At 73.0% G+C, this 21,295-nt stretch carries 21 protein-coding genes; 9 read left to right on the forward strand and 12 right to left on the reverse strand.

Annotated features, from left to right (window positions below):
* Positions 1 to 290: 290 nt before the first annotated feature.
* Positions 291 to 1,115, forward strand: coding sequence for an SDR family oxidoreductase (locus IDM40_RS07845; RefSeq protein WP_193121249.1), 825 nt, complete (start codon positions 291 to 293; stop codon positions 1,113 to 1,115).
* On the opposite strand, the gene IDM40_RS07850 is transcribed toward IDM40_RS07845, so the two are convergent.
* The 3 genes from IDM40_RS07850 to IDM40_RS07860 all read right to left on the reverse strand — a co-directional run bounded on the left by IDM40_RS07850 (position 1,043) and on the right by IDM40_RS07860 (position 3,796).
* Complete coding sequence (locus IDM40_RS07850) at positions 1,043 to 1,954, reverse strand: NAD-dependent protein deacetylase (protein ID WP_193121250.1); 912 nt, start codon at positions 1,952 to 1,954, stop codon at positions 1,043 to 1,045. The two genes, IDM40_RS07845 and IDM40_RS07850, sit on opposite strands and share 73 nt — an antisense overlap.
* A 140-nt stretch (positions 1,955 to 2,094) precedes the next feature.
* Positions 2,095 to 2,454 carry a UBP-type zinc finger domain-containing protein gene (locus tag IDM40_RS07855; protein WP_193121251.1) on the reverse strand — a complete coding sequence of 120 codons (360 nt, stop codon included), beginning with the start codon at positions 2,452 to 2,454 and terminating at the stop codon, positions 2,095 to 2,097.
* Between the two features lie 64 nt (positions 2,455 to 2,518).
* Entirely contained in the window at positions 2,519 to 3,796 is a 1,278-nt protein-coding gene (locus IDM40_RS07860) for a hemolysin family protein (protein WP_193121252.1), read from the reverse strand.
* Between the two features lie 206 nt (positions 3,797 to 4,002).
* Here IDM40_RS07860 and IDM40_RS07865 point away from each other — a divergent pair, with 206 nt between their 5' ends.
* Positions 4,003 to 4,251, forward strand: coding sequence for a GlsB/YeaQ/YmgE family stress response membrane protein (locus IDM40_RS07865; protein ID WP_193121253.1), 249 nt, complete (start codon positions 4,003 to 4,005; stop codon positions 4,249 to 4,251).
* Between the two features lie 210 nt (positions 4,252 to 4,461).
* On the opposite strand, the gene IDM40_RS07870 is transcribed toward IDM40_RS07865, so the two are convergent.
* The 6 genes from IDM40_RS07870 to IDM40_RS07895 form a co-directional block, all read right to left on the reverse strand.
* The gene (locus tag IDM40_RS07870; protein ID WP_193121254.1) at positions 4,462 to 4,803 is read right to left on the reverse strand and encodes a hypothetical protein; all 342 of its coding nucleotides are present in this window, start codon (positions 4,801 to 4,803) and stop codon (positions 4,462 to 4,464) included.
* Between the two features lie 174 nt (positions 4,804 to 4,977).
* Positions 4,978 to 5,475, reverse strand: coding sequence for a hypothetical protein (locus IDM40_RS07875; RefSeq protein WP_193121255.1), 498 nt, complete (start codon positions 5,473 to 5,475; stop codon positions 4,978 to 4,980).
* A 95-nt stretch (positions 5,476 to 5,570) separates the two neighbouring features.
* Entirely contained in the window at positions 5,571 to 5,942 is a 372-nt protein-coding gene (locus IDM40_RS07880; RefSeq protein ID WP_193121256.1) for a hypothetical protein, read from the reverse strand.
* Between the two features lie 103 nt (positions 5,943 to 6,045).
* Positions 6,046 to 6,384 carry a GNAT family N-acetyltransferase gene (locus tag IDM40_RS07885; protein ID WP_193121257.1) on the reverse strand — a complete coding sequence of 113 codons (339 nt, stop codon included), beginning with the start codon at positions 6,382 to 6,384 and terminating at the stop codon, positions 6,046 to 6,048.
* 154 nt (positions 6,385 to 6,538) lie between these two features.
* On the reverse strand, positions 6,539 to 8,140 hold the full coding sequence (locus tag IDM40_RS07890; RefSeq protein WP_193121258.1) for a flavin-containing monooxygenase: 1,602 nt from the start codon (positions 8,138 to 8,140) through the stop codon (positions 6,539 to 6,541).
* A gap of 130 nt (positions 8,141 to 8,270) precedes the next feature.
* Positions 8,271 to 9,098: an SDR family oxidoreductase gene (locus IDM40_RS07895; protein WP_193121259.1), complete on the reverse strand. Its 828-nt coding sequence runs from the start codon at positions 9,096 to 9,098 to the stop codon at positions 8,271 to 8,273.
* 256 nt (positions 9,099 to 9,354) lie between these two features.
* On the opposite strand from IDM40_RS07895, the gene IDM40_RS07900 reads away from it, so the two are divergent.
* Positions 9,355 to 10,014 carry a TetR/AcrR family transcriptional regulator gene (locus IDM40_RS07900; protein WP_328806964.1) on the forward strand — a complete coding sequence of 220 codons (660 nt, stop codon included), beginning with the start codon at positions 9,355 to 9,357 and terminating at the stop codon, positions 10,012 to 10,014.
* Between the two features lie 33 nt (positions 10,015 to 10,047).
* Here IDM40_RS07900 and IDM40_RS07905 read toward each other — a convergent pair whose 3' ends face one another.
* From IDM40_RS07905 to IDM40_RS07915, 3 genes are all read right to left on the reverse strand, one after another.
* A complete protein-coding gene (locus IDM40_RS07905; RefSeq protein WP_193121260.1) occupies positions 10,048 to 10,899 on the reverse strand; it encodes an alpha/beta fold hydrolase in 852 nt (283 codons plus the stop codon).
* 109 nt (positions 10,900 to 11,008) lie between these two features.
* Positions 11,009 to 12,571: a glycoside hydrolase family 32 protein gene (locus IDM40_RS07910; protein ID WP_193121261.1), complete on the reverse strand. Its 1,563-nt coding sequence runs from the start codon at positions 12,569 to 12,571 to the stop codon at positions 11,009 to 11,011.
* Positions 12,572 to 12,636: 65 nt separating this feature from the next.
* On the reverse strand, positions 12,637 to 14,307 hold the full coding sequence (locus IDM40_RS07915) for a phosphoenolpyruvate--protein phosphotransferase (RefSeq protein ID WP_193121262.1): 1,671 nt from the start codon (positions 14,305 to 14,307) through the stop codon (positions 12,637 to 12,639).
* Between the two features lie 99 nt (positions 14,308 to 14,406).
* Between IDM40_RS07915 and IDM40_RS07920 the strand changes: the two genes are divergently transcribed.
* From IDM40_RS07920 to IDM40_RS07945, 6 genes are all read left to right on the forward strand, one after another.
* A complete protein-coding gene (locus tag IDM40_RS07920) occupies positions 14,407 to 15,168 on the forward strand; it encodes a DeoR/GlpR family DNA-binding transcription regulator (RefSeq protein ID WP_193121263.1) in 762 nt (253 codons plus the stop codon).
* Entirely contained in the window at positions 15,165 to 16,106 is a 942-nt protein-coding gene (pfkB, locus tag IDM40_RS07925; RefSeq protein ID WP_193121264.1) for a 1-phosphofructokinase, read from the forward strand. The genes IDM40_RS07920 and pfkB overlap by 4 nt, the downstream gene beginning before the upstream one ends.
* Positions 16,103 to 16,552 carry a PTS sugar transporter subunit IIA gene (locus IDM40_RS07930; protein ID WP_193121265.1) on the forward strand — a complete coding sequence of 150 codons (450 nt, stop codon included), beginning with the start codon at positions 16,103 to 16,105 and terminating at the stop codon, positions 16,550 to 16,552. Before pfkB ends, IDM40_RS07930 begins: the two co-directional genes overlap by 4 nt.
* Positions 16,549 to 18,123, forward strand: a complete 1,575-nt coding sequence (locus IDM40_RS07935; protein WP_193121266.1) for a PTS fructose transporter subunit IIC — start codon at positions 16,549 to 16,551, stop codon at positions 18,121 to 18,123. The genes IDM40_RS07930 and IDM40_RS07935 overlap by 4 nt, the downstream gene beginning before the upstream one ends.
* 95 nt (positions 18,124 to 18,218) lie before the next feature.
* Positions 18,219 to 18,497: an HPr family phosphocarrier protein gene (locus tag IDM40_RS07940; protein WP_193121267.1), complete on the forward strand. Its 279-nt coding sequence runs from the start codon at positions 18,219 to 18,221 to the stop codon at positions 18,495 to 18,497.
* 736 nt (positions 18,498 to 19,233) lie between these two features.
* Positions 19,234 to 20,805 (forward strand): glycoside hydrolase family 32 protein, encoded by a 1,572-nt coding sequence (locus IDM40_RS07945; protein ID WP_193121268.1) that lies wholly within the window; start codon positions 19,234 to 19,236, stop codon positions 20,803 to 20,805.
* Positions 20,806 to 21,295: the final 490 nt, after the last annotated feature.

Genomic DNA, 21,295 nt, shown 5'->3' on the forward strand with positions numbered 1-21,295 from the left:
CGCCGGAAGTGCACACGTTCGGGGCGCAAAGGGTCAACGGTGACTTAAGGGGTCGCTTAAGGCACCGGGGCCGGAAGGGTGCAGAGGTGCCGTTGCGCGGCGGGTGGCGCGAGTGGGTTGCGGGTGGCCGAGGGTAGGCGGTGTCGCGGGCGGTGCGCGGAGGCATGTTCGGGCCGAAGATCCCCCTGGCGCCGAGTGCCCTGAACATGCCCTCCGGTGTGCGTCCGTGCGCTCACGGTGAGGCATAGGATCGGCGCAGTTCCAAAACCGGACATCAGAGGGGGAACCACATGGCACGGGACGTCATGGTCGTCATCGGCGCGGGGGACATGGGGATGGCCACGGCCCGCCGGGTCGGATCCGGCTCCCACCTGCTCATCGCCGACCTCGACGAGGGCATCCTCGCCGAGGCGCGCGCACGCCTGCACGGCGAAGGGCACGAGGTCACCACCCACAGCGTCGACGTCGCCTCGCCGGAGTCCGTCGACGCCCTCGCCCGCGCTGCGGCCGAGCTCGGGCCGGTCACCCGCGTCGTGCACACCGCCGGTCTCTCCCCCAACCAGGGTTCTGTGCAGCGCATCCTGTCCGTGGACCTGGTCGGGGTGGCCCTCGTCCTCGAGGCGTTCCGGGACGTCATCGCACCGGGCGGCGCCGGCGTCGTCGTGGCCAGCATGATCGGCAGCCTCTACGCCGGGCAGCTCACCGGCGAGCAGGCCCGCGACCTCGCCACCGCGCCCGCCGCCGGGCTGGCCGACCTGCCCTCCGCCTCCACCGACCGGCTCACCGACGGGCAGGCCGCCTACGGGTACGCCAAGCGCGGCAACCAGCTCCGGGTCCAGGCCGAGGCGCTGCAGTGGGGCGCGCGCGGGGCCCGGCTCAACTCCGTCAGCCCCGGGGTCGTCTCCACCCGCATGAGCCGTCCCGAACTCGAGGACCCGCAGGGGCCCGCACGCGCCATGGTCGACGGATCCGCCGTGCCGCGCCTGGGCTCGCCCGACGACGTGGCCGCCGTCGTCGCCTTCCTGCTGGGACGCGACTCCGGCTACGTCTCGGGGACGGACATCCTCGTCGACGGCGGGGTCGTCGCCTCCATCCAGGTCGGGTCGGCCGGCTGAGCGCAGGAGGACGCCAGGGCGCGCAGCACCTCCGAACACCCCGCGTCGACGGTGAGCGCGGCCAGGTCGTCGCACCTGGTCGCGCCCCGGTTCAGGATCACCACGGGCTTGCCCTGCTGGGCGGCGCGCTTGACGAAACGGCGCCCGGAGAAGACCGTCAACGACGACCCCGCCACGAGCAGTCCCTGCGCCCGCTCGACCAGGCCGTAGACCTCCTCGACCCGCGGCTTGGGCACGTTCTCCCCGAAGTAGACGATGTCGGGCTTCAACATGCCCCCGCACGCGGCGCAGTCCGCGACCCGGAACCCCTCGGTGGAGGAGAGCACCGCGTCGGCGTCCGGGGCGAGCTCGATGTCCTCGACCGTCACGGAGAAGTCCGGGTTCAGCTCTGCCAGGCGTTCGTCCAGGCTGCTGCGGGAGGTGACCTCGCGGCACTCGAGGCAGATGACACGGTCGTAGCGCCCGTGCAGGTCGACGACGCGGCGGCTGCCCGCGAGCTCGTGCAGGGTGTCGACGTTCTGGGTCACGACGGCCGAGACGGTCCCGCCGGACTCGAGGTCTGCCAGCGCGCGGTGCCCGTCGTTGCACTCGGTGCGTTCCATGTGCCGCCAGCCCACCTGGTTGCGGGCCCAGTAGTGGCGGCGGAAGGCGGGGTCGCCGACGAACTGCTGGTAGGTCATCGGGTTGCGCGGAGGTGAGTCGGGGCCGCGGTAGTCCGGGATGCCGGAGTCGGTGGAGATCCCCGCGCCGGTCAGCGCGAGCACCGGACCCTCGCCGAGGGTCGCGCGCACGCGTTCTGCGGTGGCCGTCGGGTCGTCGGCGTCGAGCTTTTCGGTCACGCCTCGAGGGTACGTGCCCGCGGCCACCGGACACGGGCGCGCCGAGTGCCCGGAGGGCACACGTGGCAGGTGTGGGGGCCGTCAAGAACACGCGGCGCGGCCCCTCGGGCCGCGCCGCGCATGAAGACCTGTCGGGTCGGTCAGTTGAGCAGTTCCTGCCAGTTCCCCGGGACCCTGCCCTCGGGCCCCGGCACCGGCTGATCCTCCGGATGGTTCGTGGGCGGCGCGAGGTCGGGGCCGAGCCCGAACCCGTCCGAACGGAAGTCGTAGAACCAGTCCTCGCCCGGCTCGAAGCTCTGCACCAACGGGTGCGAGGTCTGCTCGAAGTGGCGGCGCCCGTGCTGCTTCGGGGAGCTGTCGCAGCACCCGACGTGGCCGCAGGCGGCGCAACGGCGCAGGTGGACCCACCAGCCGTCCTGCGCGAGGCACTCCTGGCATCCGGTGCCGCTGGGCTGTGCCGCCGGATCGATGGGCGGGGTCTCGTGTCCCGGGTCGCTCATGGGCCTCACGCTAACGTCGCCGCAGGTCGCGCTCCCGGTGGAACACGCCCCGGCCGTGCGGCCCCTACCTCTCGCCGTGATCGCCGGACGGGGAGACCAGCACCTCCGACACCACACGCCCGTCGGCCTCGGTCACGGTGAAGGTCCACCCGCCCACACCCACGCTCGCGCCAGGGCCCGAGGGGATGTACCCGAGCAGGAGCAGGACCAGCCCGGCGACCGTGACGTAGGAACCCTCCGGCCGCTCCTCCAGCTCCACACCCAGCGCCGGCAGGTCGTGCACCGGGTGGGTCCCGGCCAACCGCAGCTCACCCCCGGCCAGGCGGGCCGGGCCCGGGTCCCGGTCGGTCTCGTCGTAGATCTCGCCGACGACCTCCTCCAGGAGATCCTCCAACGAGACGATCCCCGCGACCTCCCCGCTCTCCCCGATCACCACCGCCATCTGCTGGCGCCGCGCGGTCAACCGGCGCAGCGCCCGCGCCACCGACAGCGAGTCCGGGAGCATCAGCGGCTCGTGCAGAGTGTCGCGCACCCCGCCGTCGGTGCCCACCAGGTCCGCCCAGTGTGTGATGCCGACGACCTCGTCCATACCGTCGGCGCTGACCACGGGCGCGCGCGAGTGCCCGCGTTCGGCCAGCATCTGCAACGCCTGGCCCGCGCTGGCCTCGCACGGAACCGTGTCCATCTCCCGGCGCGGCACCAGCACGTGCCGCAGCATCCGGTCGCCGATCTCGAACGCCCCGGACAGGATCGTGCGCTGTTCCGGGCTGATGTCGCGCCGGTCCGAGATCATCTCCCGGAGCTCCTCCTCCGAGACCTCCTCCCGGGCCGCCCGCGGGTCCACCCCGGCGATACGCACCACCACGTTCGTGGTCACCCCCAGCAGCCACACCGCGGGCCGGGACAGCGTCGCGATCAGGTTCAGGGGCCGCGCCACCAGCGTCGCCCACCCCTCCGCGCGCTGCATCGCGATGCGTTTGGGCGCGAGCTCGCCCAACACCAGGGTCACGAAGGTCAGCAGCACCGTCACCGAGACGACCGCGACCGGCGCCGCGTAACGACCGAGGAAACCCAGCGGTTCCACCAGGGGCCGGGCCAGCGCCACCGCGGCGGTCGCCGAGGCCAGGAACCCGGCGAGCGTGATCCCGATCTGGATCGTGGCGAGGAACCGATTGGGGTCGCGCGCCAGACGCGCCGCCGCCCGGCCGCCCGGGCCGCTCTCCTCCAACTGCTTGAGCTGGCCCTCCCGCAGCGTGATCAGGGCGATCTCACTGCCGGCGAAGAGTGCGTTCAGCGCGATCAGGACCAGCACGAGTACGAGCTGTGCCTCGTAGCCCTCCATCGGTGACCCCCGGTCGTGTCCGGCCTCGGACGCCAGGGGTCCTCCCCGCATTCCCGGGGGTCACACCCGACCCGGGAAGGAACCCGGTGACCACCCGGGCGGGGCCGCACCGGCGGTCGTACCGGCGATGTCGCACACCTCACGCATGAGCCGTCGCTGTGCGGGGAGGGCGGGGAGAGGACACCACGAACGCTAGGAGGTCCGACATGGACATCACCGGAATCATCAGTGCACTCGTCGTGGGTCTGATCATCGGCGCCCTGGGCCGGCTGGCGGTCCCGGGCAAGCAGCACCTGCCGATCTGGCTGACGATCGTCATCGGCATCGTGGCCGCCTTCGTGGGAAGCGCGATCGCGGCCCTGTTCACCTCGATGTGGATCTTCGTCTTCGCGGTGCAGATCCTGGTCGCGGCGGGCGGCGTGCTGCTCATCGACGGCGCCTACTCCCGGCGCTGATGCCGCACTGATCCGGTTCCCCGGCACTGACCGGGACGGCTCGAGGGACCCCGACCGACACCCTCGAGGTTCCCCCGAGGAACCCCCGACAACGACCGGAGGCGCCGCCCGTGGGCACGATCACGGGCGGCGCCTCATTGTGTGTGGCCATCTGTCCTGTGGCCACCGGTCCGGGGCCGTCGCTCCGGGGTCGGCCGGGGCTGACCGGGGTCAGACGAAGACGGCGATGCCGATGTTGAGCACCGCGAGCGCACCGGCGACCGCGGCCACACGCGGGCCGGGGTTGCGGGTGTTCATGATCGCGGCGACGAGGACCCCGACCATCACCACGGTCTTCGCGACGATCTTCATGTGGTCGACCTCGACGCCGCCGTCCATCTCCAGGATCGCGACCAGGCCCAGGCCGGAGACGAGCTGCAGCAGAGAACTGTGCAGGATCACCTTCGGGGCCTTGGGCGCGGAGGACCCCAGGGTCTGGGTCAGGAACCCGCCGATGATGCCGGCCAGGCCGATGAAGTGCAGGAACAACAAGAACGAGAAGAGAATGTCCATACCCCTCGTTCTAAGGGACGCAGGCCCCGCGCGGGGGCGTTCCCGGGCGGAAACCGTCCGACGAAGGTCCCGTTCCTCCACCTTTTGATGGATTGACACGGGTGGCGGTGGCGACCACGCGCGTGGAGGTCGGGAGGATCCGGGCGCTCGTCGCCGGCGCAGGACTGCGCCCGTTCAACAGCCGCCCCCGCCGCCGTCGGCGACACCACCGCCACCGCCCCCGCCGTCACCGCCGGGGGACCCACCGGGTCTGCCCCGGCCCCCCGAACCGTCGCTGTTGGCCGCGGAGACGAACGCGATGAGCAGGACGGTCAGCACGAAGGTCATCACGACGGTGGTCCACACGGCCTCACCGGACATCGACGACCCGTCGCAGGCGCAGTCCTCGGTCGGCGACGGCGACGGTGTCGGGGAGTAGCGCGGGTACGTGTGCGGATCCAGGTCGGCCCCGTCGTCCTCGCGCAGGTGGGTCAGGTCCTCCTCGGAGGCCGCGGAGGCGGCGTGGGCCTCGATGCCGGGGGAGGCGCTCTCCTGCTGCGCCGGGGAGGGGGAACCGTGCCCGGCGCCCGCGGACGCCAGGGCGGGACCGGCGACCAGAGTGAGGGCGAGGGTGATCAGGGCGGCGGTCAGGGCCCGGAACAGGAGCGTGCGGTGTGCCGTGTGCTCGTCCATGTGCGTTGGACCGTTGGGGCGTGCGTTGCGGTTGCGTCCGTACGGGGTCGGATCCGGCCACGAACGTGCAGGTCACGTGCGTGCGGGTCGGCCGGTCAGCCGCCGCCACCGTCGGCCGCTCCTCCGCCTCCGCCGAAGCCACCGCCACCGCCGCCGTCGATGCCGCCTCCTCCGCCGAAGCCGCCGCCGTCGGCACCGCCCCACCCGGACCCGAAGCCGTCGTAGGAGGGTCCGCCGAACGCTTCCTCGGCGCCGTGCTGCTCGTCGTAACCCTCCCCGGCACCGGCGGCGGCGCCGGGGGAGCCGTCGTTCCGGCGTCCGGTGCCCCTGACGCCGTGTGTACTGCGGTGAGCGGGCGACCGACGCCCGTGCATGCGTTCGCCGACCGAGACGAGCACGGCCATCAGGACGAGCGGAAGGGCCAGGACCACGAAGAGTGGGGCGATGATGAAGAGCAAAGGTTCCATGTGCTGTGGGACCGCCGGGGCGTCGCCCCCGGTTGCGTCCGCCCGTGACCGGGTCCGGTCACGGGCGTGCGTTCGGTGCGTTCCCACGCGCCCCCGGCCCCGGTCAGGCGGTCTGCGCAGCACGTACCGCCGTGAGGGCCTCGGGGGTGACCGCGTCGACCACGTCGTCGAACTCGTGGTGGGTGCGGAGGAACTTGGCCACGTACGGGCACACGGGGACGATACGCAGCCCGGTCGCGCGTGTGTCGGTCAGGGCCTGGGACACCAGGATCCCGGCGAGCCCGCGCCCGGCGAAACGCTCGTCGATCTCGGTGTGGAAGAAGATGCGCTGTTCGTTCTCGGTGTCCACGTACTGCGTGAACCCGGCCGTCTCCCCGTCGACGAGGATCTCGTAACGGTCGCGCCGGTCGACCCTGGTGACCGTCGGATGTGTGTCGCTCATGGGGCCACTGTGCCCGGTGCGGCGCGGCTTCTCACGCCCGACGCGGCCCCGGGACCCGGGAGCCCCGTTCCGGGTGCCCCGTAGGACGGGAGCCGGGGCCGCGGGACACGACCCCGGTCGAGGGTCGTCCCCGGCCGGGGACGACCGACCGCCCTCACGCGTGCGCGAAACCCGGGTACCCCTTCGCGGCGATGTCGTCGCACTGCTGCCGGTACAGGTGCATCCCGCCGGCGTAGGGCATGAACGAGCGGGGCTTCCCGGGGATGTTGGCGCCCATGTACCAGGAGCCGCCCTCCGGGTAGACGGTGTAACCGGCGACCTCGGCCACGTGCGCGGTCCACTCCCGTTCCGCGGCCTCCTGGGGCTCGGTGGTGCGCACACCCTGCGCCTCGAGGTGCGCGATGTAGTCGGCGACCCACTCCACGTGCTGCTCGATCGACAGCAGGACGTTGCCCAGGACCGACGGGCTCCCGGGGCCGGTGAGCATGAACAGGTTCGGGAACCCGGCGGTGGCCACGCCCAGGTAGGTCTGCGGGCCCTCCTCCCAGCGGTCGGCCAGCCGCACGCCGTCGCGCCCGCGCAGGTCCATGCGCAGGTACGGGCCGGTGATCGCGTCGAACCCGGTGGCCATCACGACCACGTCCGCCGGGTGCTCGGCGCCGCCCGCCACGATCCCCGTACTGGTGAACCGCTCGACCGGCCGCTCGCGCACCGACACCAGGCTCACGTCGTCGCGGTTGAAGGCGGCGTGGTAGCCGGACTCCACGCAGATGCGCTTGCTGCCGAGGGGATGGTCGTCCGGGCACAGCAGCTCGGCGGTCTCCGGGTCCTCGACGGTCTCCCGCACGCGCTCGCGCACGTAGTCGGCCATGACGTCGTTGGTGGTGTGGTTGACGAGCGCGTCGCCGAACGAGGCCAGGAACGCCAGGCCGCCCATCCGCCAGCGTTCGTCCAGCTCGGCGCGGCGCTGCTGCTCGTCCAGGCCCTCGGCGGTGTCCGGTGCGGGCGGGTAGGGCAGGCCGCCGGCGTTCTCCCGCGCGGCCCGGCGCAGCTGCGGGTAGTCGGCGCGCAGTTCGTCGAACTCGCCCTCGGCGTAGCGGTGGTTGCGGGACGGGACCGCGTAGTTGGCGGTGCGCTGCAGGACCGTCGTGTGCGCGGCCCGGCGCGCCACCTCGGGCACGATCTGGATGCCCGTGGAACCGGTGCCCACGACCACCACGCGCTTGCCGTCCAGGTCCACGCCCTCCTCGGGCCAGCGGGAGGTGTGCAGCACGGTTCCGCCGAAGTCCTCGGAACCGGGGAGGTCGGGGGTCTGCGGCGCGGACAGGCACCCCACGGCCGTGACGAGATAGCGGGCCTCGTACTGTTCGCCGCCGTCGGTCGTCACGCGCCACAGCTGCGCGGAGTCGTCGAAGTGGGCGGACTCCACCCGGGTGCCGAAGGTGATGTCGCGGTACAGGTCGAAGCGTTCGGCGACGTGCTCGGCGTAGGCCAGGATCTCCGGCTGGGAGGCGTAGCGCTCGGTCCACGTCCACTCCGCCTGGAGGTCCTCGTCGAAGGAGTAGGAGTAGAAGAGGGACTCGGCGTCGCAGCGTGCACCCGGGTAGCGGTTCCAGTACCAGGTGCCGCCGACGCCGTGGCCGGCCTCCAGGACCCGGACGTCGAGTCCGACACGGTCGCGGAGGCGGTGGAGGGCGTACAGGCCGGCGAAACCGGCGCCGATGACAACGGCGTCGAGACGGGGGACGTGCGGCACGGGGAGGTCCTTCCAAGCCCTGGGGGCGGGCGCTGGGGTCGGGGCGGCAGTCACGGTACCGGGCGCTGCCGTGGGGGACACCGGTGCCCCCGGGGATCCGAGCCGGGAGGGAACCCCGGGGGGCAAGGGGTCAGCCGAGGCGGCCCGTGGCGACCGCGGCGGTCACACCGCCGTCGACCAGCAGGTCGGTCCCGGACACGAAACCGGAGGCCGGGCCGAGCAGGTACTCGGCGGCCGCCGCGATGTCGGCGGGTGTGCCCAGGCGCCCGGCGTTGGAGGCTTCGACCATGGCCCGCATCGATGCGCCGTGCTCGCTGTCGAGCTCACCGCGGCCCATGGGTGTGGCGATCACGCCCGGACTGATGCTGTTGACGCGTGCGCCCCGCCTGCCCCAGTCGGTGTTGGCGGCCTGGACGCGCAGGTGGTTGGCGTGCTTGGCGATGGAGTAGGCGGCGCCGGGGTCGGCGGAGGCCGGGCCCGTGATCAGGGGCAGGGAGAGCAGTTCCTCGGCGGGCGCGGTGGCCAGGGCCGTCGCGGCCTCCTCGGGGAGCGGGGGGACCCGGTGCCCGGCCATGCTGGAGACCACCACGCCGGCCCCGCCCGGGGCGACGATCCGGCCGAACACCTCCAGGACCAGGGCGACCCCGAGCAGGTCCACGGCCAGGATGCGTTCGGGGGAGGCCTGGATCGGGGAGAGCCCGGCGGTGTGCGCGACCCGGCTGACCTCGCCGAGCCCGTCGGCGGCCTCGGCCAGCTCGGTCACCGACGTGCGGGAGGCGACGTCGACCGGCCGGGTCGTGACGTCGTAGCCCTCTCCGCGGAGCTGGTCGGCGGCGGCCTCGAGCACCTCGGGGGAGTGGTCGGCCAGGAGGAGACGGGCGTCACCGCCGATGCGTTGCGCGATGGCCCGTCCCATGCCGCCGGCGCCGATCACCACGGCCACGTCGTTCGTTCTCATGGAGTACCCCGTTGCGTGTGTGTCTGTTTCCGACACATGTAGTTTACGGGTGGGGTCGGGGAGGGCGGACAGCGCCGGACAGGACCCAGGGTCTGTTTGGTGGGCGCCTTCCGTCGCTTCAATGGGCACTGCGCCGAAGGCGTCTGTTGAGGGTGGTGGCGGGTGACGGGTGGGCACTGCGCCGAAGGCGTCTGTTGAGGGTGGTGGCGGGCGACGGTGTGGGGGGTGTCCGCCGAACAGGCCCTAGCCTGGGGCTGTGTCACGACCCAGCCCTCAGAGCACCGAGCGCCCCCGGCGCCATGAGCCCGACCCGCGCAAACGACGTTCCCGCCGCGCGATGGAGGGCGCCCTCCTCGAACTCGTGGCCGAGCGCGACCTGTCCCGCCTCTCGGTCTCCGACGTCACCCGCCGCGCCCGTGTGCACCGCACGACGTTCTACGAGCACTACACCGACGTGCACGACGTGGCGGCCTCGGCGTGCACGCAGATGTTCGACGAGCTGGTGGACGCCACCCCGGTGTTCCGGATCGGGCAGCGCGCCGACGCGATCGATGTGACCGGCGGTTCCGCCGCCGACCGCGAACGCGGGCACGCGGAACTCACCGCGGTCTTCGCACACATCGCCGAGCACGCGGAGCTGTACCGCGCGCTGCTGGGGCCCGAGGGCAGCGCCCGGGTCATCGACCACCTGCTGCGGCGCATCAACGTCGCCGTGCACGTCAACCGGGTGGGAACAGCTGCCACCACGCACGCCGACGACCCGGAGGAGAGCCCGCACGACCCGGCCGCAGCGCTGCTGTCCGGCGCGCTCATGGGCGTGATCACCGACTGGCTGCGGCGCGGGTGCGAGGGCACGCCCGAGCAGCTGAGCGCCGCGGTGGCCGAGCACTTCGCCGGCGCGGTCGGCCGCGCCTGACCCGCCCGGACGAAGGGCCCGGGTTCCGCCGGGTCAGGAGATGTGGTCGAGGGCCCAGGAACCGAGCAGCTCCACGATCCGGTCGCCCCCGGCGGCGTGCAGCAGCTCGTGCCGGCCGCCCTCGACCAGGTGCATCGTCTTGTCCTCGGCGGGGATCCGCTCCACCAGGCGCACGCTCATCCGCGGGTCGGTCGAGGTGTCCCGCGTCCCGTGCACCACCAGGGACGGCGTGTGCCAGCGGTCCACCCGGCGCCACAGCCGCGAGGCCGTCTCCAACGTCGTCACACCCGTGCGCATCGGCACCTTGCCCACGTACAGCAGCGGCTCGCGCTCGGCCGCACGCTGCGCGAACTGCTTGCGGTCCGGGGCGGAGGCGGGTTCGCGGCGGACCGGAACCGGCACGTGCGGCACCACCCTCGACACCAGGTCGGCGCTCACCCGCACCGCACCGGGTGCGCGGGGCACGAACGCGGGGCCGGTCAGCATGATCCCGTGCACGCCCTCGGGGGCACGCAGCATCGAACCGGCGCTCACGAGCCCGCCCAAGGAGTGCCCGAACAGCAGCACCGGCAGCCCGCGTTCCAGCATCCGCGCGCGCACGTCCCCGTGCTCGCGCACCGCCTCGCACACGTCCGTCACACCCCGCCGTCCGGGGGAGTGCCCGTGTCCGGGCAGGTCCATCGCCCACACCTCGAAGCCCAGCCCCACCAGGTGCGGGATCAACCCGTGGTATCGGTGCACGTACCGTTCGCCGTACTCGCCGAACCCGTGCTGGAACTGCACCAGCGCCCGCGGTTCCGACGGCGGCGACCACACCTGGACCACGGAACCGCCGGGGGCCGTGGTCGTCGAGGTGGGCGTGAAGTCCCCGGTTCCCTCGTTCACGGCCGGGCCTCCGTTCCCGCGTGGCACCGTCGGCGCGCGCGGCACGGGCGGTCCGTGTGGCCCGTGCGGGTCCTGGTGTCCAAGGCTGCTCCCGGGGGGTCGTGGACGGTCAGCGGACCGCTTCCATCGGGTGGATCGTCAGCGACTCCAGACGAGCCGCACCCCCAGAAGCGTAGAGCGTGACCCCCGCGTCGCCGGGCTCGGGGTAGGCGAGCATGGTCCCCGTGAGGGAACCGTCATCGACGAAGACCTCCACCGACGACTCGTCCACGTACCCGCGCATGCGCAGGACCCCGTCCTCCGGTTCGTGCTCCTGGGCCCGGCGCACCCCGAACTCGGCGTCCTCCTCGAGCTCGGGGTCGTGCAGCGTCTGAGGCCCGCCGTTGGCGCGGTCCATGACGAACTCGCCGTGTTCGGTGTTGCCGCCGATCGCGAACCAGGACTCCTCGCCCGAGGCGTCGCCGTCGAAGACCCGCAGCCCGGCCTCCTCGGCCTCGCCCAGGTCGATCTCGGCCTCGAACTCGAAACTGCGCCCCTCGAAATCGACCGGGACCAGGCCGTCGATCTCCCCCTCGGGCACGTGCACGGGTTCGCCCCGCAAGCCGTCGAGCTCGTCCACCGGCGCCTGGGCCAGTTCGACGTCCCCATCACCGGTGCTGCGCAGCGTCACCTCACGCGGCACGCTCATGTGGTTGGTCCAGCCCTCGGTGGGCGCCGCGTACGGGTGCGCCCAGTTGCCCACCCACGCTAGCCACACACGGCGGTCGTCGGGGGCCTCGGCGAAGCTCTGCGCGGCGTAGAAGTCCTGCCCGGCGTCGACGACCCGTTCGCGCTCGGGCGGATCGTCGCTGGTGAAGGTCTCGCCGTCGAAGTCGCCCACGAAGTACTGCGCTGTGGAACCCCCGGTCTCCTCGGAGGAACCCACACTCACGGCGAGCACCCAGCGCGTGTCGTCCGGGTCGCCGTCGACCGGGAGCTCGAACAGCTCCGGGCACTCCCACACGGCCGTCTGCATCCCCTGGTCGTCACCGAACTCGGAGAGCTTCTCCCACTCGAGCAGGTCGGGCGAGCCGAAGATCTCCACCTTCTGCCCGGACGAGACGGCCATGATCCAGGAACCGCTCTGCTCGTGCCAGAACACCTGGGGATCGCGGAAGTCCTCGCGCCCGTCGTTGGGCAGCACCGGGTTCCCGTCGTAGCGCTCGAAGGTACGCCCGTCCTCGCTGTACGCGATGCTCTGCGCCTCGCCGCCCTCGGTGTTGGTGTGGACGGTGACGATGCCGCCCTCGCCCTCGGGGAACAGGCCGCTGGTGTTGTCGTGGTCGACCACCGCGCTGCCCGACAGCGCCTGGCCGAGCTCGTCGTGCTCCAGCGCCGTCGGCAGCTCCTCCCAGTGCACGAGGTCGGGGCTCACGGCGTGCGCCCACGTGCCCCACTGCTGGTGGAAGAGGTGGTACTCCCCGTCGTGGTACACGAGCCCGTTGGGGTCGGCCATGTCGCCCTCGGTGGGGGAGTAGTGGAACTGCGGGCGCAGGTCCTCGTCGTAGGAGGCCCCGGAACCCTCACCGTGGTCCCCGTCGGCCGGGCCGTCCCCGTCGCCGCCGGGCAGGCTGCACGCGCTCGCCAGGAGTGACAACGACACCAATGGACACAGCAGGGCATAACGGGACATGAGAGGGGTCCTGCCGGCCCCCGAGTGCTTCGCCGGGCCGGACGCACGAAGGCTCTCCGGCGCGCTCACCGGCCCTCCCCCGCGGTGAGCTCCCGGGCCGCGGCATCCCTGGCACCCTGCGGGGAGTCGGCCGCCAGCGCCGCCCGCGCGGCCCGCCCGAACGCCTCCCGGGTGTGCCCCGCCAGCGCCGAGCCCACCGGGGCCAGAGCCGCGGCCGACATCGACAGGCTGCTCACCCCGGCACCGGCCAGCACCCCGGCCAGACGCGGGTCCGCGGCCGCCTCACCGCACACCCCCACCGGAACGCCGTGCTCCTGCCCGGCCCGCGCCAGCTCGGCCACCAGCCGCAGCAGCGCCGGCTGCCACGGGTCGTTCAACTCGGCCAGCGCCCCGCTCAGCCGGTCGGCGGCGAACGTGTACTGGGCCAGGTCGTTGGTGCCCACGCTCACGAAGTCCACCGCCCGCACCAGCGCCGGCCCGGCCAGGGCCGCCGCGGGGGTCTCCACCATCACCCCGACCCGCTCCAGCCCGGCGGCGCGCGCCCGCTCGGCGAACCAGCGCGCCTCGGCGGCCGTGGCCACCATCGGCGCCATGACACTCACCCGTGCCCCGGTGTCCGCGGCCGCACCGGCGATCGCCGACAGCTGGCGGTCCAACAGTTCGGGCCGGTCGAAGGCCACGCGCAGGCCACGCACGCCCAGCGCCGGGTTGGGTTCGTCGCCCATCGACAGGAACGGCAGGGGTTTGTCGGCGCCGGCATCGAGCGTCCGCACCACCACGGGCAGCCCGGCGAGGGGCTCCAGCACCGCCCGGTAGGCCTCCCGCTGGGTGGCCTCGGAGGGTTCGGTCCGCGCGTCCAGGAAACAGAACTCGGTCCGGAACAGCCCCACGCCCTCCGCGCCGTTCTCCACCGCGGCCCGCGCGTCGGCGGGCGAGCCCACGTTGGCCAGGACCGGTACCGGGTGCCCGTCACTGGTGCGTCCCCTGCCGTCCCAGGCCACCTCGGCCACGGCGGCCGCCCGCGCGGGGACGGGCTCCGGGTGCAGAGCGACCTCCCCGGTCGTGCCGTCCACGACCGCGCCCCCGGCCGGGTGCTCCAGCAGGCCGCGGACCGCGACCACCGCGGGGATGCCCAGGGCCCGGGCGAGCACGGCGGTGTGCCCGGTCGGGCCGCCCTCCTCCGTGGCCAGCGCCAGCACGAGCGCGGGGTCCAGGTCGGCGGTGTCGGCCGGCGCAAGGTCGCGTGCCAGCAGCACACAGGGTCCGTCCAGGTCGGGCACGCCGGGCGGGACGGTGCCGCGCAGCCGGGCCACGATCCGGTCGCGCACGTCGAGCACGTCGCGCGCCCGCTCGGCCATGAGCCCGCCTGCGGCGCCCAGCATCTCGGCGAACTCACCCGCGGCCTCGTGCACGGCGCGTTCGGCGGGCAGGCGGCGTTCGGAGACCAGCGCCTCGGCGCGGGAGGTCAGCGACGGGTCGGCGGCCATCTCGGCGGTGGCGGCCAGGACCGCGGCGGCCTCCTCGGTGGTGGCGGTGCGCTCGCGCAAAGACCGGGCGACCTCCTGCGCGGCCGGTGCGATGCGGGCCGCCTCGGCGACGGGGTCGTCGGGGGCCGGTCCGGCGGCCGGTTCGGGCGGGCGTTCGGTGACGCGGACCGTCGGTCCCGCCGCTGTTCCGGGGCTCACCCCGACCCCGCGCAGGGGTGAGGTCGGGTGGGGGAGCGAACCGGTCGCCATGGTGCCTCCGCGTTTTCCGGGCGTTCACAGACCCTTGACAATATGGCAACAGCGGGCAAAATCAGTCAATACCAAACCGGACAACGGAGGGAATCGGGCATGTACGGGGCCGAGCGCCGACAGCTGTTGGCGCAGAAGGCACGCCAGGACGGACGCGTCGACGTCTCGTCGGCCTCCGAGGAACTGGCCGTGGCGCCGGAGACGATCCGGCGCGACCTCGGGGTGCTCGAACGCCAGGGTGTGGTCCGCCGGGTCTACGGCGGCGCGATCCCCGTCGAACGCCTGGACTTCGAACCCAGCGTCACCCTGCGCGACCGCACCAACGAGAACCAGAAGGAACGCATAGCGCGTGCCGCCGTCCGGCACCTGCCCGAGCGCGGGACCGTGCTCCTCGACGGCGGAACCACCACCGCACGCCTGGCCGCGCTGGTGCCCGAGGGTTCCGAGCTCACCGTCGTCACCAACTCCCTGCCCGTCGCGCAGCAGCTCGTGGGCCGCCGCGACTGCGAACTCCACATCCTCGGCGGACGGGTCCGCGGAACCACCCTGACCTCGGTGGGGTCCTGGACCCAGGACGTGCTGGACGGGCTCACCGTCGACGTCGGGTTCTTCGGAACCAACGGGTTCTCCGCCGAGCGCGGTTGCACCACCCCCGACCCCGCCGAGTCCGCCGTCAAGGCCGCCATGGTGCGCGCCTGCCGCCGCCGGGTCCTGCTCGCCGACCACACCAAGTACGGCGACGACCGATTCAGCCGCTTCGCCCACCTGGACGAGATGGACGCGGTCGTCACCGACGACGGCCTGGACGAACAGGCCCGCGAGGCCCTCGCCGGAACCGAGACCGACGTGGTGGTCGCGTGATCGCCACCGTCACCCCCAACCCCAGCCTCGACCGCACCGTCGCGGTGCACACCCTGCACCGCGGCGAGGTCCACCGCGCGCGGGCCCGCCTCGACCCCGGCGGCAAGGGCGTCAACGTCGCCCGGGTCCTGGCCGCCGCCGGACACCCCACCACCGCCCTGCTGCCCAGCGGCGGGCCCGAGGGGGCACACCTGAGTGCGCTCCTTCGGCGGGAACAGGTTCCGGTCGCCGAAGTGCCCGTACGCGGGGCCACCCGCAGCAACCTCACCGTGGTCGAGGGCGACGGCACCACCACCAAACTCAACGAACCCGGGGCCGCCCTCGACCCGTCCGAGGCCCGAGAACTGGTCGGACGCGCCGCACGTCTGGCCGAGGGCGCGGACTGGCTCGCCACCTGCGGGAGCCTGCCCGCCGACGCCCCCGACGGACTGCACGCCGACCTGGTGGAGGCCGGACGCCGCGTGGGCGCACGCACCGCCGTGGACACCTCCGGCCCGGCCCTGGAGCGAGCCGTCGAGGCCCGTCCCGACCTGGTCAAACCCAACCACGACGAACTCGCCGCGCTGGTCGGGCGCCCGCTTCCCACCCTGGGTTCCGTGCTCGAGGTCGTGCACGGCCTGCGCGAACGCGGCGTGGGCGCGGCCCTGGTCAGCCTCGGAGCCGACGGGGCCCTCCTGGTCGAGGAGGGCGGGGCCTGGCACGCGCACGGCCCCGCACCTGCGGTTCTGAGTACCGTGGGCGCCGGCGACGCCCTGCTCGCGGGGTTCCTCGGCGCCGGAGGCAGTGGCCCCCAGGCCCTGCGCTCGGCCGTGGCCCACGGCACCGCCGCCGTCGGCCTCCCGGGCAGCCGTATGCCCGCCCCCCACGACCTGCACCCCGAGACCGTGCACGTCACCACAGTCGACACCGCCCTCACCCTCACCGGAGCAGCACCATGACCGAACTCGTCACCACCGACCTGGTCGACCTCGACCTGGCCCCCACCGACCGGCGCGCCGTGGTGCGTTCTCTGAGCGAACGCCTGCACGCGGCCGGCCGGGTCACCGACCTCGAACAGTTCGTCGCCGACGTCGAGGCCCGCGAGGCCAAGATGGCCACCGGCCTGCCCGGCGGCATCGGTATCCCGCACTGCCGTTCGGAGGCCGTCACCGTGCCCACCGTCGCCGTCGGCCGCAGCGCCGAAGGGGTGGACTTCGGGGCCGACGACGGGCCGGCCCGACTGATCTTCCTGATCGCCGCGCCCGAGGGAGGCGACACCGACCACATGACGGTGCTGGCCGCCCTGGCGCGCCTGCTCATGCGCTCGGAGTTCACCGAGACGCTGCTGGGCGCCACCGACCCGGCCGCCGTGGCCGAGTACGTACGCACGGAGGTGAACCCGTGAGGATCGTCGCCGTCACCTCCTGTCCCACAGGTATCGCCCACACCTACATGGCCGCCGAGGCGCTCGAACAGGCCGGACGCGCCGCCGGTCACGAGGTCTCCGTCGAGACCCAGGGTTCCGCCGGGACCTCGGCCCTGTCCGACGAGCGCATCGCCGAGGCCGACGCCGTCGTGTTCGCGGCCGACGTCGGTGTGCAGGGGCGCGAGCGCTTCGAGGGCAAACCCTGCGTCGAGGCCTCCGTCAAGCAGGCCGTGAACGACGCCGCCGGGCTCCTGGAACAGGCCGTCGCCGCCGCCGAACAGCAGGAAGCGGAGGACGGCGGGGGCGTGCACGCCGAGGGGGAACCCGGGGCCGCTGCCGAGGAGGGCGGTGCCGGGGACGTGGGTTCCGGCACCGGAACCGTGACCGCCGGGGACGCTGGGGCCGCCGGGTCGGCTGCGCCCGGCGACGGGGCTCCCGCGCCCGAGACCAAGGTGACCGGAACCGGCGGGTTCGGCAGCAACCTCAAGCAGTGGCTCATGACCGGCGTCAGCTACGTGATCCCGTTCGTGGCCGCCGGCGGACTGCTCATGGCGCTGAGCTACGCGCTCGGCGGTTACGACATCACCGAGGCGCCGCCGGTCACCGAGCACTTCGACGCCCTCAGCCTCACCAGCTGGGCCGCCCTGGCCAACCAGATCGGCACGCTGGCGATGGACTTCCTCGTGCCCGTGCTGGCGGGCTTCATCGCCTACGCCATGGCCGACCGGGCCGCCCTCGCCCCCGGGTTCGTCGGCGGCGCCGCGGCGGTGGCCGTGGAGGCCGGGTTCCTCGGCGGTCTGCTCGCGGGCCTGCTCGCCGGCGGTGTCGTCGCCGGGCTCCGACGTATCCCCGTACCGCGTGCGGTGGCGGGGGTGATGCCGGTCCTGGTGCTGCCCCTGATCGGGTCCGCGGTGGTCGGAACGCTGGTCTTCGTGGTCGTCGGCGAACCCATCGCCGTGGCCATGCAGGCCATCACCGCCTGGCTCAACGGCATGACGGGCACCAACGCGATCCTGCTCGGCGGGCTCATCGGCGCCATGATGGCCTTCGACATGGGCGGACCCGTCAACAAGGTCGCCTACACGTTCGCGGTCGGCGGGCTCACCACCGGGAGCGAGACCGCGTTCGCGATCATGGCCGCCGCGATGGCCGCGGGCATGACCCCGCCGATCGCGCTGGCGTTGGCCACCAAGATCAAGCGGGACCTGTTCAGCCCCGCCGAGCACGCCAGCGCACGGCCCGCGTGGCTGCTGGGGGCCTCCTTCATCACCGAGGGCGTGATCCCCTTCGCCGCCGTCGACCCGCTGCGTGTCATCCCGTCCATCGTCCTGGGCTCGGCCACGGCCGGCGCCCTGGCGATCGGGTTCGGCAGCACGCTCATGGCACCGCACGGGGGTGTGTTCGTCCTGCCCCTGGTCGGCGGGCCGCTGCTGTACCTGGTCGCGATCCTCATCGGGATCGCGGTCTCCACCGCCGCCGTGCTGCTGGCCAAGAGCATCGGCCGCGGCGAGCGCACCCCGGCCGAGGCACCCGTCACGGCCGCTGCCTGATTCGACCGTCCGCCCCGACCCCGAGCTTCCGACCGACCCCGAGCTTCCGACCCTGCAGAGACCGACGCACCGACGTCCCGACGTAAGGAACCACCGTGCACCGACGCGTCACGATCGCCTCCCCCGTGGGGCTGCACGCCCGTCCCGCCTCGCTGCTGGCCAAGGCCGCCGCCGAGCACCAGGGGGCTGTTCAGCTGGCAAAGGTCGTCGACGGCGAGGCCGGGGCCCCGGTCGACGCCGCGAGCGTCCTGGCCCTGATGTCGCTGGGGGCCGCCCACGGCGACGAGGTCGAACTGACCGCCGACGACGAGCAGATCCTGACCGAACTCGCTGAGTTCCTGGAGGACGAGCACGAGGGCAGCCCCGCCCATTGACGGGACGGTCACGTGCCCACAGGGACGGCCGGTGTGCCCGCGCCTCGCGAGGGGAGCGGTGCCCACAGGGGTGCCCGCTCGTCAGGGGCGCTGTCCCAGGGATGCCCTTGCGTTGTGTGGGGTGCGCACCCCAGGGATGCCCGCACCTTGCGCGGGGCGGCGCCCCCAGGGGTGCCCGCACCTTGTGCGGGCGTGTGCCCCAAGGGATGCCCGCACCTTGCGCGTGCGCGGGCCCACAGGGACGCCCCGTGTCATGCGCGAGCGCTGGCGAGTGTCGTGACGCGGGGCGGGAGCGGACCTGGGTGCCCGCACACGTGCATGTGTTCTGGTACCTGTTTGCCGGCCAGCGGCGTGCCCTCAGGGATGGGGCGCCCCGACTTTGCGCGGGGCGCGCACCCCAGGGATGCCCTCACTTTGCGCGGCGCACGGGCCCCCAGGGATGCCCCGACTTTGTGCGGGGCGGGAGCGGACCTGGGCGCCCGCACTCGTGCACGTCTCCTGCGGTCCGGGTGCAGGCGTTTCCGTTCGGCGTCGGACACTCGCTGGCGCTCGCGTCCGACGTCGAACGTTCCGGGGTGGCCGCTGGGTCGCCGCTCGCGCGCTTGCCCTGTACCTCTGCCCTGCACCTCACCCCCTCCTCCGCCCCCTGACACAACTGAACGCAACTGGCCACGACAGACCACAACTGAATGAACCACCCCGAGAACTCGTGTTGCCCACCCCCAGGAGGACACCAGTGACCACCCCCCACCCCCACCAGCCGCACCGCATCGGACGCCGCCTCTTCCTCGGCGGGACGGGCGCGGCGGTCGGCGCCGGACTGTTCGCCGCGGGCTCCGTTCCCGCGGGCCGTCCGGCCGCTGCCGACCCCGCAGGCGCCGCCGCCCCGACACCCCGCTGGCGCCCCCTGATTCACTTCACCCCCGAACGCAACTGGATCAACGACCCCAACGGGCTCGTGCACCTCGACGGCGAGTTCCACCAGTTCTTCCAGTACAACCCCGGCGGCAGCGACCACGCCGACATGCACTGGGGCCACTCGGTCAGCACCGACCTCGTGCACTGGGAAGAGCTCCCGGTCGCGCTGGAACCCGACGAGCTCGGCGAGGTCTACTCAGGCGGTGCCGTGGTCGACCACCACGACGACAGCGGGTTCTTCGACGGCGGGTCCGGCCTGATCGCCTTCTACACCAGCGCCGGGGACGAGCAGGTCCAGAGCCTGGCGTACAGCGACGACAACGGCCGCAGCTGGACCATGTACGAGGGCAACCCGGTGATCGGCAACCCCGGGATCGAGGACTTCCGCGACCCCAAGGTGGTCTGGCACGCGGGGTCCGAGGCGTGGGTGCTCATGCTCGCCGCCGACGACCGGATCCTCTTCTACCGCTCCTCCGACCTGCGCGAGTGGGAGGAGGTCAGCGGGTTCGGCCCGGGCCACGGCGCGCACGGGGGCGTGTGGGAGTGCCCGGAACTGTTCGAGCTGCCCGTGGACGGTGACGACCGGAACACCCGCTGGGTCCTGGTCGTCAGCATCAACCCCGGCGGGCCTGCCGGGGGCTCCGCCGCCCAGTACTTCGTCGGTGACTTCGACGGGTGGGAGTTCACCCCGCACGACCCGCCCGAGCAGACGCTGTGGGCCGACGGCGGTTCCGACTTCTACGCCGTGCAGTCGTGGTCGGACGTGCCCGCGGAGGACGGGCGCCGCATCTGGACCGCGTGGATGAGCAACTGGGACTACGCCGAGGACGTTCCTACCGACCCCTGGCGCGGTGCCATGACCCTGCCGCGCGAGGTCGGGCTCACCGAGACCGCGGACGGGATCCGCCTCACGCAGATGCCGGTCGCCGAGGTCGAGAGTGCCCGCACCGGGAACGAGCACTGGGAGGGCGAGCTCGCCGAGGGCGGTGACGGTCCGGCCTTCACCGGCACCAGCCTCGACGTGGAACTGGAGGCCGACCCCGGTACGGCGTCGGTCGTCGGGCTCGAGGTCCTGGCCGGCGAGGGCTGCCGCACCCTGGTCGGTGTGGACCTGGAGGCCGGGGAGCTCTTCGTCGACCGGAGCGAGCACGGATCGGTGGAGGTCACCGAGCAGTTCCGGGCCCGCCACACCATGCCGCTGGAGCACGGCGACGGGCCGGTGCGCCTGCGGGTGGTGGTGGACCGTTCCACCGTGGAGGCCTTCGGTGGCCGTGGACAGGCGGTCATCACCGACCTCGTGCTGCCGGACGCTGACGCAGACGTGTTGCGGCCCTATGCCGAGGGCGGTACGGCGCACGTGTCCTCGCTGGACGTGCACCACCTGGAGTGAGGCAGCCGCGTGGGAGGCCCCGGTCGTGCACCGGGGCCTGTTCGCGTTCGGCTCTACTTGCGGACGGTGCCACAGCGCGGACCACTCAGCGGACTCGAATGACGGGTATCCGTGCTGGCGGTACTGAGCGTCACGGATGGCGGTGCGCTTCAGCAGTTCGCCGAAGTCGATGCGGTTCTGATCCCGAGCGCCGCTGTAGCTGGACTCGTGCCACGATCTGGGGTCGGTGTGCTCTGCGGCCGCGGATGCCCCGAACCCGGGTGGGGTGTTCTGTGGTGTTGCCTCGGGGGTGGTGGTTCGTCGGGGTCGGGATCGTAGCCCGGCCGGGCCTCCTCGCAACCCACGTCGGCGCCACCCCCGACAGTTCGGGTCTGGTTGAACGTGTGAGCGTTCTTGGGGTTGCTCGCGGCGCCTCGGGGTGTGCGTTCCGGCCCTGTTCGCCGGGCTGACCCGACCCGCATCGACGAACCCCCTTCACCCCCGAGGCCCC

It is taken from the genome of Nocardiopsis coralli, assembly GCF_014892575.1.
Taxonomy (GTDB): Bacteria; Actinomycetota; Actinomycetes; order Streptosporangiales; family Streptosporangiaceae; genus Nocardiopsis; species Nocardiopsis coralli.

Excerpts from the sequence above, each read along its gene's own strand:
- IDM40_RS07845 (WP_193121249.1), top strand. The coding sequence starts at position 291 with ATGGCACGGGACGTCATGGTCGTCATCGGCGCGGGGGACATGGGGATG.
- IDM40_RS07855 (WP_193121251.1), bottom strand. The coding sequence starts at position 2,454 with ATGAGCGACCCGGGACACGAGACCCCGCCCATCGATCCGGCGGCACAG.
- IDM40_RS07860 (WP_193121252.1), bottom strand. The coding sequence starts at position 3,796 with ATGGAGGGCTACGAGGCACAGCTCGTACTCGTGCTGGTCCTGATCGCG.
- IDM40_RS07865 (WP_193121253.1), top strand. The coding sequence starts at position 4,003 with ATGGACATCACCGGAATCATCAGTGCACTCGTCGTGGGTCTGATCATC.
- IDM40_RS07870 (WP_193121254.1), bottom strand. The coding sequence starts at position 4,803 with ATGGACATTCTCTTCTCGTTCTTGTTGTTCCTGCACTTCATCGGCCTG.
- IDM40_RS07875 (WP_193121255.1), bottom strand. The coding sequence starts at position 5,475 with ATGGACGAGCACACGGCACACCGCACGCTCCTGTTCCGGGCCCTGACC.
- IDM40_RS07880 (WP_193121256.1), bottom strand. The coding sequence starts at position 5,942 with ATGGAACCTTTGCTCTTCATCATCGCCCCACTCTTCGTGGTCCTGGCC.
- IDM40_RS07885 (WP_193121257.1), bottom strand. The coding sequence starts at position 6,384 with ATGAGCGACACACATCCGACGGTCACCAGGGTCGACCGGCGCGACCGT.
- IDM40_RS07895 (WP_193121259.1), bottom strand. The coding sequence starts at position 9,098 with ATGAGAACGAACGACGTGGCCGTGGTGATCGGCGCCGGCGGCATGGGA.
- IDM40_RS07910 (WP_193121261.1), bottom strand. The coding sequence starts at position 12,571 with ATGTCCCGTTATGCCCTGCTGTGTCCATTGGTGTCGTTGTCACTCCTG.
- IDM40_RS07915 (WP_193121262.1), bottom strand. The coding sequence starts at position 14,307 with ATGGCGACCGGTTCGCTCCCCCACCCGACCTCACCCCTGCGCGGGGTC.
- IDM40_RS07920 (WP_193121263.1), top strand. The coding sequence starts at position 14,407 with ATGTACGGGGCCGAGCGCCGACAGCTGTTGGCGCAGAAGGCACGCCAG.
- IDM40_RS07930 (WP_193121265.1), top strand. The coding sequence starts at position 16,103 with ATGACCGAACTCGTCACCACCGACCTGGTCGACCTCGACCTGGCCCCC.